Below are 14,766 nucleotides of genomic sequence, written 5' to 3' on the forward strand. Positions count from 1 at the left end.
CCCCCCCCCCCCCTCCCCCCCCCCCCCCCCCCCTCCGCTACTGAACCACCCTTCTAGGCGTGCGGTCGGGGGCCTTCGGCATCGTTCGCCCGACGGGGTCGGGGGATGGGGATCGTGGGGATGGCGGGTGCGTTCCAGTCGTCGAGCTCGACGTCAACCTTGACGTCGGGGGCGGGGGAGGGTGGCTCGTCGCCGTCGGGCTCGTGGGGCTGGTCGGTGGGCGTCCAACGGCAGTGGCGGAGGCTGGTCTCGGCGATGCCCCGGTAGGTGAGGTGGGACTTCACGGTGCCGGTGATCTCGATGGCGGCGCCCCGGGTGGGGAGATGGTCGGTGGTGGCGGACCAGACGTAGACGTTGCCGACGGCGTCGCGGAGCTTGACCAGATGACGGAACTGGACGACGTAGCCGAAGTGACGACTCGGGAGGGGGATGACGGCGACGACGGTGACGTTGACGGTGAGGCGGTCCCCGGGCCGGCCCTGGTGGCGGGAGCGTGCGGCGTCGGTGGCGCGCTCGGCGTCGAGGTGGCCGCGGTGGCGATCGTGGTGCCACGCGGCCACGGCGGAGGCGAGGAGGGAGAGGTCGCGGGGGGCTACGGTGGGTGCGGAGGTGAGGCGGGCCAGCCTGGAGCGGTAGCGGCTCGGCTGGTTCGCTCCGGCGCGGCACCAGGCGCAGACGGCTGCGGCGGTGTCGGCGGCCTGGGCGGCGGCGATGTCGATGCGCTCGCGGCCGTCGGGGCCGTCGTAGAGATCGTCGCCGTGGAGGTAGGCCTCGACCTCCCATGCGGTGGGAGTGCGGGTGGGGTCGTCGTGGTCGCGCGTGATGGGGCGGTAGGCGCCGCGTACGGCGATGACGGCGGCGGCCGCGCGGATGACGTCGAGCGGGCGCAGGGGCGTGGGCGTGGTCATGGCGGGGGTGCTCCTGGTGGCGGTGAAGGGGTGGGGTGTGGGACTTGCTGCGGCGCGGGGGTTGCCCTCCCCGTGCCGTGCTGCGTGGCGGTCAGGGGCTCTCGGCGGTCGTGCTGCGTACGGAGGTGCCGACGAGGCGCCCGACCGCCGGAGCTGGGTCGGCGGGGTTCGTGGCGGGTTCTCCTCCTTGGAGGGGTGGGCGACGTGTCCGCCGCCGGGCGGGGGGTCGCCCCTTCCCGCCCGGCGGCGGCGCTGCGTCAGGCGAGGTGGAGGCCGTTCTCGGCGGTGACGCCGCCGAGGTAGTTGACGTCGAAGTAGTCGGTGGTGATGTCGGAGCCGTCGTAGTTGTACGCGCGGTGGAGGGCCTTCAGCTCGTGGGCGAGGGTCCGCAGCTCCGGGGTGGGGACCTGCCTGGTGCCCCAGTGGTTCCGTTCGGTGGTCCAGCCCCAGGCGTCGGGGATGTTCCTGATCGTGATCTCGATGGAGCTGCCGCCGGAGTAGTACTCGGACCGGACGGAGAACCTGAGCTGCGCCGGGGCGTCGCCGATGGGGTCCACGGTCTTGAGCGCGCCGCCCGGCTCGGCGGTCCGCTGGGCGGCCTTCCGGGCCATCCTGATGTCCGCACGGATCAGCTTGGCGATGTCCGTCGTGCGCAGGTCGCGGACGAGGTGGTACTTGAGGCCGTAGACGCGGCGGGGGAAGGCGTACCCGTTCGCGCTGCCGACCGTGCTGTCGGGATCCGCCTCGGGCTCGGGCTCGGGACCAATCTCCTGTCCAGCGGTCTTGTACTTCGTGACGAGCCGCTGGTACGCGCGGCGGGCGGCGTCTCGCTCGTGGTCGGAGGTGCGGGGGTGGTCGATGAGGGCCCTGAGGTACGTGAGCCGGGCGTCGATCCTGCTCCTGCTCCGGGTTCTGCTGTGCATGGACTTACTCCTGGCGAAGGGGGTTGGTGCGGAGACCTGGTGCTGACGTGGTGGCCAGGGGTTGCCCTCCCCAGCCACCCGTCGTCTGCGGCCTCGGGCTCCGGGCGCGGCAATCGGGGCGACGGCCTGCGCGGGGCCCGTCTCGGCCTGCGTGGCTGCGACGTGAGGGGTCAGGAGATGCGGAAGTCGACGCGCCCGGTGCAGCCGTTCACCGGGCAGGCGATCGTGCCGTCGGCGTGGTCCTCGGCGTCGTCGTACGCCCACCGGAGGCCGTGGGGCCGGTCCGGGTGGAAGCGCCACGAACCGTGCTCGGTCTGCCACCGGCCGCCGCAGCTGTCGCATCCGGCCGCCACGTGTGAAGCGCCGAAGCCTTCGCGGGCGAGGAAGTCGTAGACGTCGGGCTCCGCGTCGGCGTGCCCGGCGCTGTGGGCGGTCAGCGTGAAGTCGCCGGTCGAGGCGATGACGTAGGTGCCTGCGGCCACCGTCACCGCTCCGGTGAAGTCCCAGGCGCGGGCGTATCCCGTTCCGTGCGGGTACGGGTGGTCGGCGTGCCGGTAGACGACCGCGGTGGCCCTGAACGGCTCGGCGACCGTGACGGCCTCGAAGACGCGGCCGATGTCGAGGTAGGTGTCGTGCGCGTCGTCCCGGTGAAGAAGGGTCGGCGCTCCGGACAGGTAGTGGGTGGCGGCGAGGGCTGCGACGGCCTCGTGAGTGGTGGCGTGCCACGGCATTTCGAGCACGTCGACGGGGACGTCACTGCCGGGGGCGACCTCGTCGCGGGTGAGCACGCGGTCCGTCGTCGTGACGAACACGGCTCGGTCGTGGTGGGTGAGAAGGCGGAGGAGGTCGAGCCAGACGGCTCCCTTGTCGGTGTCGAACTGTCGCATGACCTCTGCGACGGTCTCGTTGGCGGAGACGGAGAGGTGGTAGGGCGCGACGGTGATCGTCGGCATGAGGCTCCTTGGTGAAGGGGAGTTGCCGGACCCGACGGGTCCGGGGTGTGTCGGCCGGGGTTGCCCTCCCGCCCAACGCCTTTATTCAACCATTTTCTTGATCGTGGAGCGCGTCTGACGCGTGGTCCGAACGGGTGATCTCCGCTGGTCAGGGCGGTAGGGTCGGCCGCTCGGCGGCGGACTACCTGCGGCGCGGCGCCCGCGCAGGCGGGCGGCCTGAGCGGGGGTGGGTTCCCTCCTCGGGCGGCGATCACGGTTTTGCCGGGCGACGCCGGAGGGTAAACCGGCTGGAGCGTAGCGGGCCGGTTTGTCCTCCGGTGGCGTCTGGCACGGTGCGGAGCGATGCCCGAGGAGGGAACCCACCCCCGCGACCCGCTCCCGTCACCACCCACGAACCCGCACAGCCCCGAGGCGCCCCCGCCCCCTCCGAAGGGTGGCCCGCCGGAGGCATGTCTTGTGGCTTACAGCTCATCTCTTTGATGAGCCTGCCGTAGCAGGTGAGGGGGGCATGCGATGCTGGTGAAGGCGAGGAAGTGGCTGGCTATGCGTTCGTAGCCGCCGGTGGAGACGGCGGCATCCGGCGAGCCAGGCCATGGTGCGTTCGATGGTCCAGCGGTGGCGGCCGAGCCGTTCGCTGGACTCGATGCCTTTGCGTGCGATTCTCGGAGTGATGCGGCGGTCCCGCAGCCATCGTCGCAGGTGGGCGTTTTCGTAGCCCGTGTCACCGTGGAGCTTGCTGGGTTTACGTCGGCGTCGGCCACGGCGGGAGCGAATGGGAGGGATCCCACGAGCCAGTGGAATGAGTGCTTGGCTGTCGTGGGTGTTGGCCGCGGAGATCCCGACGGACGGGGCCAGACCGTTTCGGTCGGTGATCAGGTGGATCTTCGAGCCGTACTTGCCCCGACCCACAGGATTCGGACCTGCCAGACCCCCCTTCTCGTCGCCCGCATGTTCACCGAGTCGGCTCCAGTCCAACTCACCTCGAGACCCGAGCTGGTCCAGCAGCAGGCGGTGCAACGTGGGCCCAGACTCTCGCAGTCGACCACTCGGTGAACCGTCGATGGGCGGTGGCGCCGGACGGCCCGAGCGACGACGGCAACTGCTGCCAGGTGAAGCCGGAGGTAGCCACGAACACGATCGCGGCGAGCACCTCGCGGTCACCATGTCGGCGTCGACCGCCACCCTGTGGCCGAGTCGGCGCCTCCGGAACCACCCGTTGGAAGAGCTCCCACAGCTCGTTCGGGACCAGACGCTCCACGATCATCACGCTCGCAGACTATTGACCCACCAAATGGCATGAGCGGTTAGCTGGCAAGCACAGCGAAGCCCCTGGTGTGATGAGTGATCTTGGTCGTGAGCTCGTCGATCAGGAGCTTCGCCACACCTCCTGCAACCGAAGTAACCACCACCAGCAGTGTGCCTCGGAGGGCCCGCTGGGTGTCGGAGGTGAGGCGGGCGAATCGCACAGCAGGTGCATACCGCGTGCCACGTCGAGTTGTCATACAGCCGGCAGGGGCCTGATGGGGCGATGGTGGCAGAAGAAACGGCGGTCTCCCCATCCTCCGATTCCTGGCATACCATCGGAAAGCCACGAGGGAGGGGAAGGTTTATATAATGCGGGTGATTGAGTTATCTCTGACCGAGGGCGGCACCGAGCGCGTGCTCGTCCAGGTTCGGGAGACGGGGGAAGACCCGGAGCTGGGTGTGGTGCCCGTCGGCAGGGCAGGGGAGCCACCTGTCGGGCGAGCGGCACGCTCCTTGGAGGCGATGTTGGGCGTCGTTCGCCCGATCGCCGAGCGGTTCGTAACGCGATTGACGGATATGACACGGCCACCTGACGAGGTCAGCATCGACTTCGGTGTCTCGCTGACGGCAGAGGCCGATGTTCTGATCGCCACCACCTCGGGAGAGGCGAACTTCTCGGTCACGCTGACCTGGCGGCACCGGCAGGACCAGCCGTGACTGCGCCCGAACCAGCACCACTGGCCGGCGGCATCCTGCGTGTACTGCGACCCGACGGCGCGGTAGCCGGGGCCGCCTTCCTGGTGACCGAACGGCTGGCGGTCACCTGCGCCCATGTGATCAACCCTGGTCAGATGGATCCGGGATCACACGTCATGGTGGACGTCGGCGTAGCTGGCGGCCCCGGCCCTTTCCCTGCAACCGTCAGAGAGTGGCACCCCGACGCCGATGTCGCTGTGCTGGAGGCGGCTGTAACGCTGCCCGGTACCCGACCTGTACCTCTGGTGGAGACCAGCGATCTGCTGTGGGGGCACCGCGCTAGGACCCTTGGGTTTCCCAGAAACCACGACCAGGGCGTCTGGCACGCCGCGGTGTTACGGCAGCAACAGGGCAACGGATGGCTCCAGTTCGAGCAGGCTGCCGACGGGCGCTACGCCGTCCGCCGCGGGTTCAGCGGAGCGCCGGTCTGGGACGACGAGTTGGGCGCCGTGGTCGGCATGGTGGTCGCGGCAGACCTCGGACACCCGGTGGCGTTCCTGATCCCCACCAACCGCTTGGTGGAGGCTGCCCCGTCGCTGCGCGAGGTGGTGGGCCTGCCCTCCCCGTTTCCTGGTCTTGAGGCGTACCAGGAGAGCGACGCCGCTGTGTTCTTCGGCCGGCAGGAGGAGATCGGGCGGATCACTCGATTGGTGCTTAAGAATCCGCTGGTGACCGTCCTTGGCGCCTCGGGCTGCGGCAAATCCTCCGTGGTCCGGGCCGGCGTGGTGCCGAAGCTGCAAGCGTCGCGCATGGCCACTTGTGTGCTGCCGCGCACCCGCGACCTGCTCGGGGCACTCGCGACCGGTCTGACCTCGGTACTCCAGCCCGAGTTACAGGGCCGGGCGCAGCGGGACGAGGTGCGGTCCGCGCGGCGTGAACTGGCCGAGGGTGGGCTGCCCGACATGGTGGACCAGATCCGTGCCATGCGTGGTGTTGACGGTGTGGTCGTCGTCGTGGATCAGCTTGAGGAGTTACTGACCCACGTGGACGCCTCCGCGGCGCTGGCCTTGTTGTTCGGTGGCGATCTGACGCAGGGCCTGCGGGTCTTGACGACGCTCCGGGTGGACTTCCTGCCGGCAGTGGAGGAGAACCCGCTGCTGGGGCACGCCGTGCGGGGGGCCACGTTCCTGCTGCCGCAGATGAACCCCGGCCAGATCCGCGAGGCGGTGATTGGTCCTGTGGCACGGGTGGCCGCTGTGTCGTATCAGGACGGGTTGGTCGACCGGATCGTCGGGGACGTCGGGAACGCGGCGGGTGTGCTGCCGCTGCTGGGTTTCACCCTCGACCAGCTCTGGCGCGAGCAGCGGGCGGGGTACCTGACCCAGCAGGCGTATGTCCGGCTGGGCGGGGTTCACGGAGCGCTCGCCCAGCGGGCGGAGCGCACCTGGGAGATGTACACGTCCGAAGGCGCGGACAAGGCGGCCGCCGGACACGTCCGGCGGTTGCTGACCCGGCTCGTCCGGCTACCGCCGGGCACTCATTCGCCCATCCGTCGCACCGTACGTCACGCCGAGTTATCCGACGGCGAGTGGGAAGCCGCACGTGCTCTGGCCGACCAACGGCTACTGGTGATCGCGCCGCCCGCGACGGAGGTGGACGCCCGGTTCGGAGAGAGTGTTGAGCTGGCACACGAGGCGCTCATCAGTGGCTGGCCGAAGCTGCGGGACTGGGCGGAGGCGGACCGCGACTTCCTCCTCTGGTACGAACGACTGCGCCAGGACCGAAACCGCTGGGTAGAGGCCAGGACACCGGATGACCTGCTGCCCGGCGCGACAGCCTTGAGTGCGGCGGAGACCTGGGTCGCCCAGCGCCACGACGACATCGACGCGGCGGCGCTGGACTTCCTCGCCCGGGGCCGGGCACGGCACCACCGCCAGCAACGGCGACGCCAGAGTCTGTTCGGTACGGCAGGCACGGTCGTCGTGGTCATCGCCGTGCTGGCGGCGCTCTTCGTCTCTCAGACACGGGTGAGCGCGACCCGCGACGCGGAGTCGGACTCCCGGGCCTTGGCGGCGGCCTCGGCGACCATGTTGGAGGGCGACCCTGCCCTCGCAGCGATGTACGCGCTGGCTGCCTATGAGCGGGCGCCAACCGATGAGGCACGGGACGCGCTGCTCCAGGTATACGTCGCGTATGGAAGCACCGAACTGGTGATGTCTGGCGCCCGGGGCGGTGTACGGAGGGCCGCGGCCAGCATCAACGGACGGGTGGTCCTGACGGTCGGCCGGCAGGGGCGAGCGACCGTGTTCCGCAGGGACGAAGCCGACCAGCTGTACCGCCAACCCTTGCCATTCGGCGACGACTACGCCGTTTACCCCTTCGTCTCACCGGACGGGCAGCGCCTCGGATACGTGACTGCAACCGGAACCCTGCGGTGGTACCCCTCGGACGACCTCGGCGAAAGACACACGATCCCCGGTCACGAGTTCTACATGGACGAGATGAATCTCAGCCCGGGGCAACGGATGGTCGCCGTCTCCCAGGATGGCGATCGAGTCGTGGCGGCGGAGTCACTGGGCAACAAGTTGATCCGCTGGGACCTAGAGGCAGGCACCGTCGCGGAACCCGTCACCCTCAGTGGCGAGCACGCGATCGAAAATGTGTGGTTCGGTCGCGACCCGAATTTCGTGTTGGCTGAGGTCGGGAGCTTTGAGCGCGACGTGCTCAGGGTTGACCTGCGGACCGGTGAAACGACCACAGTGGTCGAGAACGCCGCCGGAACCACGTTCTCGGGGGACGGCACCACGATAGCCGTTTGCGGTCACAACGGAATGCTACGCGTTGGTCGCGCCAACGAGGGCATGCACACCTCGATCCCGAACGGCTGCTACATGGACTCGCCTGCGCTTGACCACACCGGCCAGTATGTATCGGACGGATCGCAGCCACCCAGGGTGTATCGATTGTCGGGAGACGGGGAGGTGGTCCCCCTTCCGCAACCTCCCGGAAACGTGCTGACCACCGGCTACGACGACACCACCCTCGGGATGATCGTTCAGGACGGTGACCGGTATTTCCACCTCGTCGCGGGCCCCAACGCCGTGGTGCTGATTGAGCAGCCCACCACCCGGGAACCCGCATTCGCCTCCGCCAGCCTCTTGCAGGACGGTGACCGGATGCTCGCCTATACCAACGACTACGACGGCGACGGGCTGGGCAACGAGGACGGAAAGTCCTCCCTCATCCTGAGCGACATCAGCGACTATCCGGATGAGCAACGTGAGGAACTGGTCGAAGTGAAAAGGCCGGGCGCCACATTCGTCCCCGACCACACCTATGCCACGCCGATCTCCGAGCGGGAAGGTCTGATGGCCGACCTGATGACCGAGGAAGGCTGGATCGTGATCCGTGACACCGAAACACTCGAACCCGTGGCCGACATCCGGGTGACCCCGCCGCCCACGGAGCCTCATCCCAATCTGGCACCCCGCGTCGACATCCTCTTCCAGGGTGAAGACCGACTGATCACCCGGTCAGGAAGTCTGGTGGAACGGTGGAACGCCAGAACCGGCGAGCGAACCGATCGCGTCGACTTGGCCGACCTCGGACTCCTCAGTGATGATCCGCTCCACGCCGAGTTGCTAAGCATCTTCCATGCGGCTCAGGACGATCATATCGCGGTACTCAATGGTGGTTCCGAGGTACGGGTGGTGGACGTGCGAGCCGGCCGCGAGGTCCCGGAGCTTCGCGTCGACACGGGCGAAGGCATCAACGCTGTGACCTACAACTCCCACGACCATCGGCATCTGGTCGTCGTGCGGCGTGGAACCGCGTGGGAGCAATGGCGCCTCCCCTCGCCGTCGGATGATGCCCCCGCACGCCGGTTGACCGGGCCGACCGAGATATGCGTCGGCTGCCCCGACTCGTTCGTGATCTCACCCGCTCTCCGCCCGGACGGAAGATTCCAACTCGCCAGCGCCGGCGAGGTCCACGTCTACGACCACGACTCCGCGGCCCCGACTGCCCGCTGGCGCGTCAGCACCGGCGGCGACTTCCTCGCCACCTCGTCCGACGGGGACACACTGCTCTACTCCCCCTGGAAAGCCGACGGCGACTGGGGCGGTGAGATGGCCATAACGGTGATCCGTCTTGACGCGGTTGATCAGTGGCGCGATACCGCCTGCCAGATCACCGGCTGGCTGGCGGTCACCGACGGCGAAGCGATACGGGACGCCACCGGGCTACCGGCCGAGGATCTGTGCGACCCGCCGAGGGAAGAGGATCAGCCTGCGCGGACCTCTGCTCCGGGCAACCAGACTGCATGAGGTGTGCACGACCCACCAGGTCCGGCTTCCGGCGCCCGCCCCGACCGGCCCGGCAAGCCAGCCGGTACCGGCGTGTAGGCCGCCGCCCCCGGGGGCATCCGATGCCATCGATCCATCGTTGGCGGGCAGCGATTCTGCGTCGGCCGCACTCACCGTCGGCGAGACCGTGTCATCACCAGGGACACCGAGTCCCGCGCGGGCAGGCATCCCATCGGCGTCCCTCACGATCCTCGAACGCCACGGCGAGGAACAGGGCCGTGAGCGGGCCCTCGCCCGCAACCTGTGGATCGAGGAGGATCCGGTGAGATCTGAGTGGAGGATACGAGATTTTCGAACTCGTGAGGGTGTGAACCCACCACGCTTTCCAAATGTTCGTCCTGGGGTTCGGAAACGACCAGAAACGTTCTGACCCGCGGCGAAGCAGGGCTGCAGGTGGCGCGTGGACGGTGCTGGACGGAGGTGAATGTAACTAAAACTGCAACCAGAGGGCTGTCTGTTCTTCCAGCTCGGAGGGGCATTCCCTCCACGCTGCGTACGGGTGGGTGCAGGAGCCAGAGGAAACACGGCGTAGCGATGATGGCGGTGAGCAGTCCGGCGGGGAGCTGGTCACGGGCGATGATAGTCCGCCCGAGGAGGTCCGCCAGGGCGACGAGCGCGCCGCCGAGCAGTGCCGCACACCGGTGGTGCCAGTCGAGCAGGGTGCGTGCGGCGCGACGAGCCCGACGGAGTCGAGCGCGCCGATCGCGGCGACGGCCGTCCCGGTTAGCACGACGCCGCAGTCAGCCGGACCGACGCGTCGTCCATCACGGCCGTGCCGCGGTAGCCCGCCCGGACCCCCTGCGCCCGCATGACTGCCGGGCCGGCTTCCCTTGGGTTCACTGCCACGCGCACTAAGGCAAGGCATACCTCACTTGCGCGAGGTGGCGTACCAGCCTACGGGGAGCGGATCGCCGATAGTCCTGCTAGTAGTCACACCCCTACGTGCATGAAGGGGACCCAGGCGCTCGGATGGTCGGGTCGCTTCTCGCGTTCCTCTCCGACCGCCCGGTGCAACAGGCTCGCGCTGTCCTCGGGAATGAGCTCCCCCTTGTCGGAGACGAGGGCTTCGTAGAGCGCCCGTGCCACGCGTTCGGTCGCGCGGTCGGACGCCGGTGAGAGCGTCCCGATGACGTGCAGGTAGCCGCTGTACTGCAGTGCCGAGGTCAGGGAGATCATCTCGTCGGGCATCCGGGTGTCCGGCAGCGCGCTGACACAGGCCGCCAGGAACGCGAAGTCCGAGCGGCTGTCCGGGAGTCGGGCCAGGTCGGCCACGGTCAGCAGGGTGCGGTCATGGAGGAGCAGGCCGGTCTTGTAGGGCTGGTCCACATTCTGAACGCCGTGGCAGTCGAAATGGACCCACGCGTGGCGTACGAGTTCCCTCTTGACCGACGCCAGGCTCGCCTCGGAGCCATCAAGCGACGTGAGCCGGCGTCGCGCGACCAGGTTCTCGATATGTTCCCGGGTACGGGCCGCAGCCAGCAGATTCTCCCGGCCGGGAGTCTCACCCGCCGTGATGAGCAGCAGCCGCCGTTCGCGGGACGTCGGGGCGCCCGCACCTCTCCGCCGCCGGTCCCGTTCCTGTCGGGCGCCGACCAGCACCTGCAGGGTCGGCGTGTAGGACGAGACAGCCTCGTCTATCGCTGCGGCGTGCAGCGGCAGGGCGGCGAGTAGCCCGGTCGGGCACCACCACAGACGTGTCGCCACGCCCTGGAGGGACGAGCTGCCGTGGAGCGCGCGGACCACGGGGTCGGTGACAGAGCCCTGCAGCCAGTCCAGGGTCTCCCTGATCGTGTGCTCGCGATCCGTGTCGGCGACGTCGTCCAGCGCGGCCAGGTACCGTCGCGCACGGTCCCGGACGGCTTCGAGGGAAAGCCCGGGAAGCCGGATCACCTGGGGCTTCTCCTGGCCGGACCGGCGCTCCTCCAGAACCTTCTCCTGGTCGGACCCGCCGATCCCGAGCTTCTCCAGATCGGAACGGCTGATCTGCGCCTTCGTGTGGTCGGGCCGGAGGATCAGCGCGTGGCAGCCGAACCGGCTGACCACGACCGTGATGACTGGCCCCTCGGCGGCGACGTGGCGTGCCAGGGTCACGTACTGCGGCAGCGTCAACGCCGCGCCGGGCAGGAGTTGCTGCGCTCGCGCCGCCAGCGCGTCCCAGGCGTCGGCCAGCCGACTGGTCCGCCGGAACGTCCAGACGTCCCGCAGGCGCCCGAAGAGACCCCAGCCACGAGGCCGGATCATGCGGCCGCCGCTCACTGCGGCCACCGGGTCCATCACCGTAACGGCCTGGTCAAGGCGTTTAACCAGCTGGGGTTTGATCACCTTTAGTTCGTCACGGTCCGAGCGCTTCAGGGACTGGTCCCACCCGAGCCCCCGTCCGCCGTCCAGCACCTCCAGCGCTCGCTCTGGCTTGCCGGCGGCGATCGCGCAGGCCGCGGCGTCCGTCGCGAGTCCACTGGTGTCGGTCGCCACCGGGTCGGCAACACCGGCGCGTGCCCCCCACCAGACCATCCGGGGCAGTAACTCAACGGCGTCCGCCAGGGTCTCGAACGCCCCGCGAGGGCCGCCCGACTCCGCTCTCGCGTATCCCGCCTCGCGCAGCGCGTCCAGACGGGCAGGAACGGGCGCCGTTTTCATGCGGCCGAACTCCTCGCGAAGCGCGATCAGCTCACGCTGCGGAGCTGAGTTGGCGACGAGCGCGTCGATCAGATTCGCGAGCGTCCTGGCGCCGTCCGGGTGGTCACCTGGATTGGCCTTCCGCGACTGCCGGAACTGCTCGATCGCCCTGTTGAGATCCCCGTGGTTGCCCGCGAGGGCGTGACGGTCGAGCAGGGCGACGCCGAGGTTGTTCCGGTACGCGTACGAACGGGCGCTTCCGTCCCTGGCCTGCCGCACCGCGCCCTCCAGATAACCGATGGCGGAGTCCAGCTTGGCCGGGCTATCGGTGGCCTGATATTTCGCGTAATCCTCCATCCCCTGGCGGCACAACTCTTCCGCGCTGCCCTCCCGCACACGCGGTTGGCGCCGCGGGCGCTTGGGGGGGATGACCCGCCTCTGCCTCCGGCCCCGACCGGACCCGTATCCGTCGTTCCTCGAGGTGTAGCTGACGTACCCCATGCCGGGAGGCTAGTTACACGGCCACATCAGCCCTTGATTTTGGGCCAGATCACGGTCGCCGACACCCCGGCGAGGAAACCGGCGCAGGCGCCCGTCCATGTGGTGGCCACACCGGCCGCTTGGCCCGCCACCGCGGCCACGACGACCCAGGCCAGCGAGGCGCCGACCGCCCCCGCACCGGCCCGCACCAGCGTCAGCGACCACTGCCGTTCCGGCACGACCACCCGCAGCACGACCAGGGATGCCAGCAGGGCCAGCGAGCCGAGCGCGGTGACGACGGCAGGCTTGACCAGCGGTGGCAGCGGCACTACGAACTGAAACGCCTGGATGGCGGAGAGTCCCATCAGGATCGCACCGACCGCCCCCGTTAGGCCGAGATTGACGCTTTCCTGACGGCGTTGCCGGCTGCGCTCCACCAACTGGCCCATCAGCGCGCCGATCCGCTCCGACCGTTGCAGCGCCGCTTCCAGATAAGTGGCGTCGTCGTCGAGTTGGAGGCCGAACCACTCGGCCAGCGCACGGTCGTCGTCGAACAGACCGCCGAGCGCGCTGCCCTCGCCGAACCGCGCCATGTTGTCCGCCGCGATGTCCGTGGTACGGCGCAGCTCGCGCAGCCGCGTCAACCGGTCTGTCAGCCTCAACTCCCGTGCCTGCAAAGCGTCCAGCATGCGGGATGCCTCGACCAGAGCCGCCGAGCCCGAAGGGACGCCATGGTTCAGCAGTTGCTGAACGCGGTCGTCGGCCTCCCGCCGCAGCCGCCGTAACCCTTCCCGGCCCGCACGCCACACCCTCAGCTGGTAGCGGAGTTTCGCGGCATGCAAGAGATACTTCGCGAACGGCGGCAGCCGTCGGTTCGGGCCGATCCAGGCCCACGCACTCAGCTCGGCATCGCGGTCCCCGGCCGCCACCACGACCAGCCGTCGTTCGACGCGATCGTCATCTGGCGCCGACACCTCCCACACCGCGAAATCCTGCGGCACCACGACACCCCGCCCTTGCCAGTCGCCGGGCGCCGCCGGATCGGCGGGCACGTTCTCCGGCGCCAGCCCGTGCCCAGCCGTAGGCGTCTGCGTCGGATCCGCCAACCGGGCCATGAACAGGGATGTCACGCCGAGCGTCCCCGGCGACGGCCGGCCACACGCCCGCTTCCACCCGTCCTCCAGCTCAACCCATGTCGTTGGCCCGGAACTGTCGGGCTCCACCATCACCGACAGGCAGAACACGTCCCGCTCGCGGCGCAGGATCGCCTGCCCGACGCCGCTCGTCCCCGGCAATGTTCTGGCCGCGACGATCCGCGTCGTCTCACCAAGCCCGGCAGCCCAGTCCGGCTCCAGCGGCAGTCCCAGACCGGGAACTGCGGCGCTCATCCCGAACTGGTCCCCGCATGCCTGCCAGACCTCCCGCAGATGCGCCAGGTCAGCGTCCCGGTGCTCGCCCTCAGCAGCGAGAAACAGATGCCCGGCCAGTGCCTCGCCCCGCAGGCGCGGCGGCATCATCCGTTCCCGTCGTCATCGTCATCCTCCGGGCCCCGATCCTCGCCCAGGGTGTGCATGATCTCGTCGAGCCTCTCCCGCACCGGCGGCGGCGCGGACAGCACGTCATCCTCCAGCCGCACGGCTCGCTGCGGGATCAGCTCCAAGTCGTACAGGGCACCGCGGAATGCACGCACCTCGCCTCTGGCCAGCGCGTCAGCCATGGCGGCCAACCGTCGCTCCGCCACCCCCCACTGGTGCCTGCCCAACCGCCACGCCCCGACCTCCCGCAGCAGGTCGAGGGCCTCGGCCCGTAACCCGTCATCCTTGACTCGCATGGCCCACCATCGTATTCAGCTTGATGTACCTGGCGGGAGTGTTGGCGGAGTGGATCCCTCAGATCCGAACTGAAACGGAAGATCATGAAGGCCGACCGGTTCACCGGTCGGGCCCTTCGTTTTGCATGGTCAGGCGGGTGCGGCGGATACGAGGTTCGAACTCGTGAGGGTGTGAACCCAATACGCTTTCCAACTGTTCGTCCCGGTGTCCGTGACGGCCCCGCGCCGTACTGACCTGCGACGAAGTGGTCCATCGTGAGACTCATGGTCTGGGCCGGACGCCGCTGAATGAGACCAGAACTGAGACTGTGCGGCCCTGATGTCAGGAGAACGTCACATCCGGCGGCTGCGGCCGTACGGGCGAGCTGCGTAAGGGCGTGCGGGGAATGAGGTGACGGTGTGGTCAAGGCGCTGCGCGGTGGGCGCTGGCCGCGTGAGGATGGCGGCATGACGAAGAAGTCGACCGCACACGAGGCGTCGCCCTCGCAGAATGCTGCCGCGCCCGGTGTGGGCCTCGCCGCGCCCGGCGTGGGCCCTGTCACGCCTACCCCAGAGCAGCAGCGGCTGCCGGAGGACCTGGTGAGGCCGGTGGTGGAGGCGCTGCGGCAGGTCGCCCCATCGGCCACTGAGCCTTTTCCAACCTGTCTGAGGCCGTGGGGCGTTGAGGTGGGGGCTGGGTGCGGGAAGGGGTGAAGCTCCTGGTAGATGGGTTGTCGACCAAGATCAACCTGTCCGCCCGGAGCTTCACAT

The 14,766-nt window shown here is 69.1% G+C and carries 9 protein-coding genes and 1 pseudogene; 2 read left to right on the forward strand and 8 right to left on the reverse strand.

Annotated elements, in window-relative coordinates; genetic code table 11:
• Window positions 1–53: 53 nt before the first annotated feature.
• From ACTWP5_RS31595 to ACTWP5_RS31610, 4 genes and pseudogenes are all read right to left on the reverse strand, one after another.
• Window positions 54–908, reverse strand: coding sequence for a hypothetical protein (locus ACTWP5_RS31595; RefSeq protein ID WP_443224622.1), 855 nt, complete (start codon window positions 906–908; stop codon window positions 54–56).
• A gap of 257 nt (window positions 909–1,165) precedes the next feature.
• Complete coding sequence (locus ACTWP5_RS31600; protein WP_443224623.1) at window positions 1,166–1,831, reverse strand: hypothetical protein; 666 nt, start codon at window positions 1,829–1,831, stop codon at window positions 1,166–1,168.
• Between the two features lie 170 nt (window positions 1,832–2,001).
• On the reverse strand, window positions 2,002–2,784 hold the full coding sequence (locus ACTWP5_RS31605; protein WP_443224624.1) for a hypothetical protein: 783 nt from the start codon (window positions 2,782–2,784) through the stop codon (window positions 2,002–2,004).
• Window positions 2,785–3,245: 461 nt separating this feature from the next.
• Window positions 3,246–4,042, reverse strand: a pseudogene (locus ACTWP5_RS31610) (IS5 family transposase).
• Window positions 4,043–4,398: 356 nt separating this feature from the next.
• Between ACTWP5_RS31610 and ACTWP5_RS31615 the strand changes: the two are divergent.
• Both ACTWP5_RS31615 and ACTWP5_RS31620 read left to right on the forward strand, forming a co-directional pair.
• Window positions 4,399–4,746, forward strand: coding sequence for a CU044_2847 family protein (locus ACTWP5_RS31615; RefSeq protein ID WP_443224625.1), 348 nt, complete (start codon window positions 4,399–4,401; stop codon window positions 4,744–4,746).
• The gene (locus tag ACTWP5_RS31620) at window positions 4,743–9,050 is read left to right on the forward strand and encodes an nSTAND1 domain-containing NTPase (protein ID WP_443224626.1); all 4,308 of its coding nucleotides are present in this window, start codon (window positions 4,743–4,745) and stop codon (window positions 9,048–9,050) included. The genes ACTWP5_RS31615 and ACTWP5_RS31620 overlap by 4 nt, the downstream gene beginning before the upstream one ends.
• A 221-nt stretch (window positions 9,051–9,271) precedes the next feature.
• On the opposite strand, the gene ACTWP5_RS31625 is transcribed toward ACTWP5_RS31620, so the two are convergent.
• From ACTWP5_RS31625 to ACTWP5_RS31640, 4 genes are all read right to left on the reverse strand, one after another.
• Window positions 9,272–9,829, reverse strand: coding sequence for an iron chelate uptake ABC transporter family permease subunit (locus ACTWP5_RS31625; protein WP_443224630.1), 558 nt, complete (start codon window positions 9,827–9,829; stop codon window positions 9,272–9,274).
• A 190-nt stretch (window positions 9,830–10,019) separates the two neighbouring features.
• On the reverse strand, window positions 10,020–12,062 hold the full coding sequence (locus ACTWP5_RS31630; RefSeq protein WP_443224627.1) for a CHAT domain-containing protein: 2,043 nt from the start codon (window positions 12,060–12,062) through the stop codon (window positions 10,020–10,022).
• 170 nt (window positions 12,063–12,232) lie between these two features.
• Window positions 12,233–13,702 (reverse strand): CATRA conflict system CASPASE/TPR repeat-associated protein, encoded by a 1,470-nt coding sequence (locus ACTWP5_RS31635; RefSeq protein WP_443224628.1) that lies wholly within the window; start codon window positions 13,700–13,702, stop codon window positions 12,233–12,235.
• Window positions 13,699–14,016, reverse strand: coding sequence for a CATRA system-associated protein (locus ACTWP5_RS31640; RefSeq protein WP_443224629.1), 318 nt, complete (start codon window positions 14,014–14,016; stop codon window positions 13,699–13,701). The genes ACTWP5_RS31635 and ACTWP5_RS31640 overlap by 4 nt, the downstream gene beginning before the upstream one ends.
• Window positions 14,017–14,766: the final 750 nt, after the last annotated feature.

This window comes from Streptomyces sp. 4N509B, assembly GCF_052245655.1.
GTDB lineage: Bacteria > Actinomycetota > Actinomycetes > Streptomycetales > Streptomycetaceae > Streptomyces.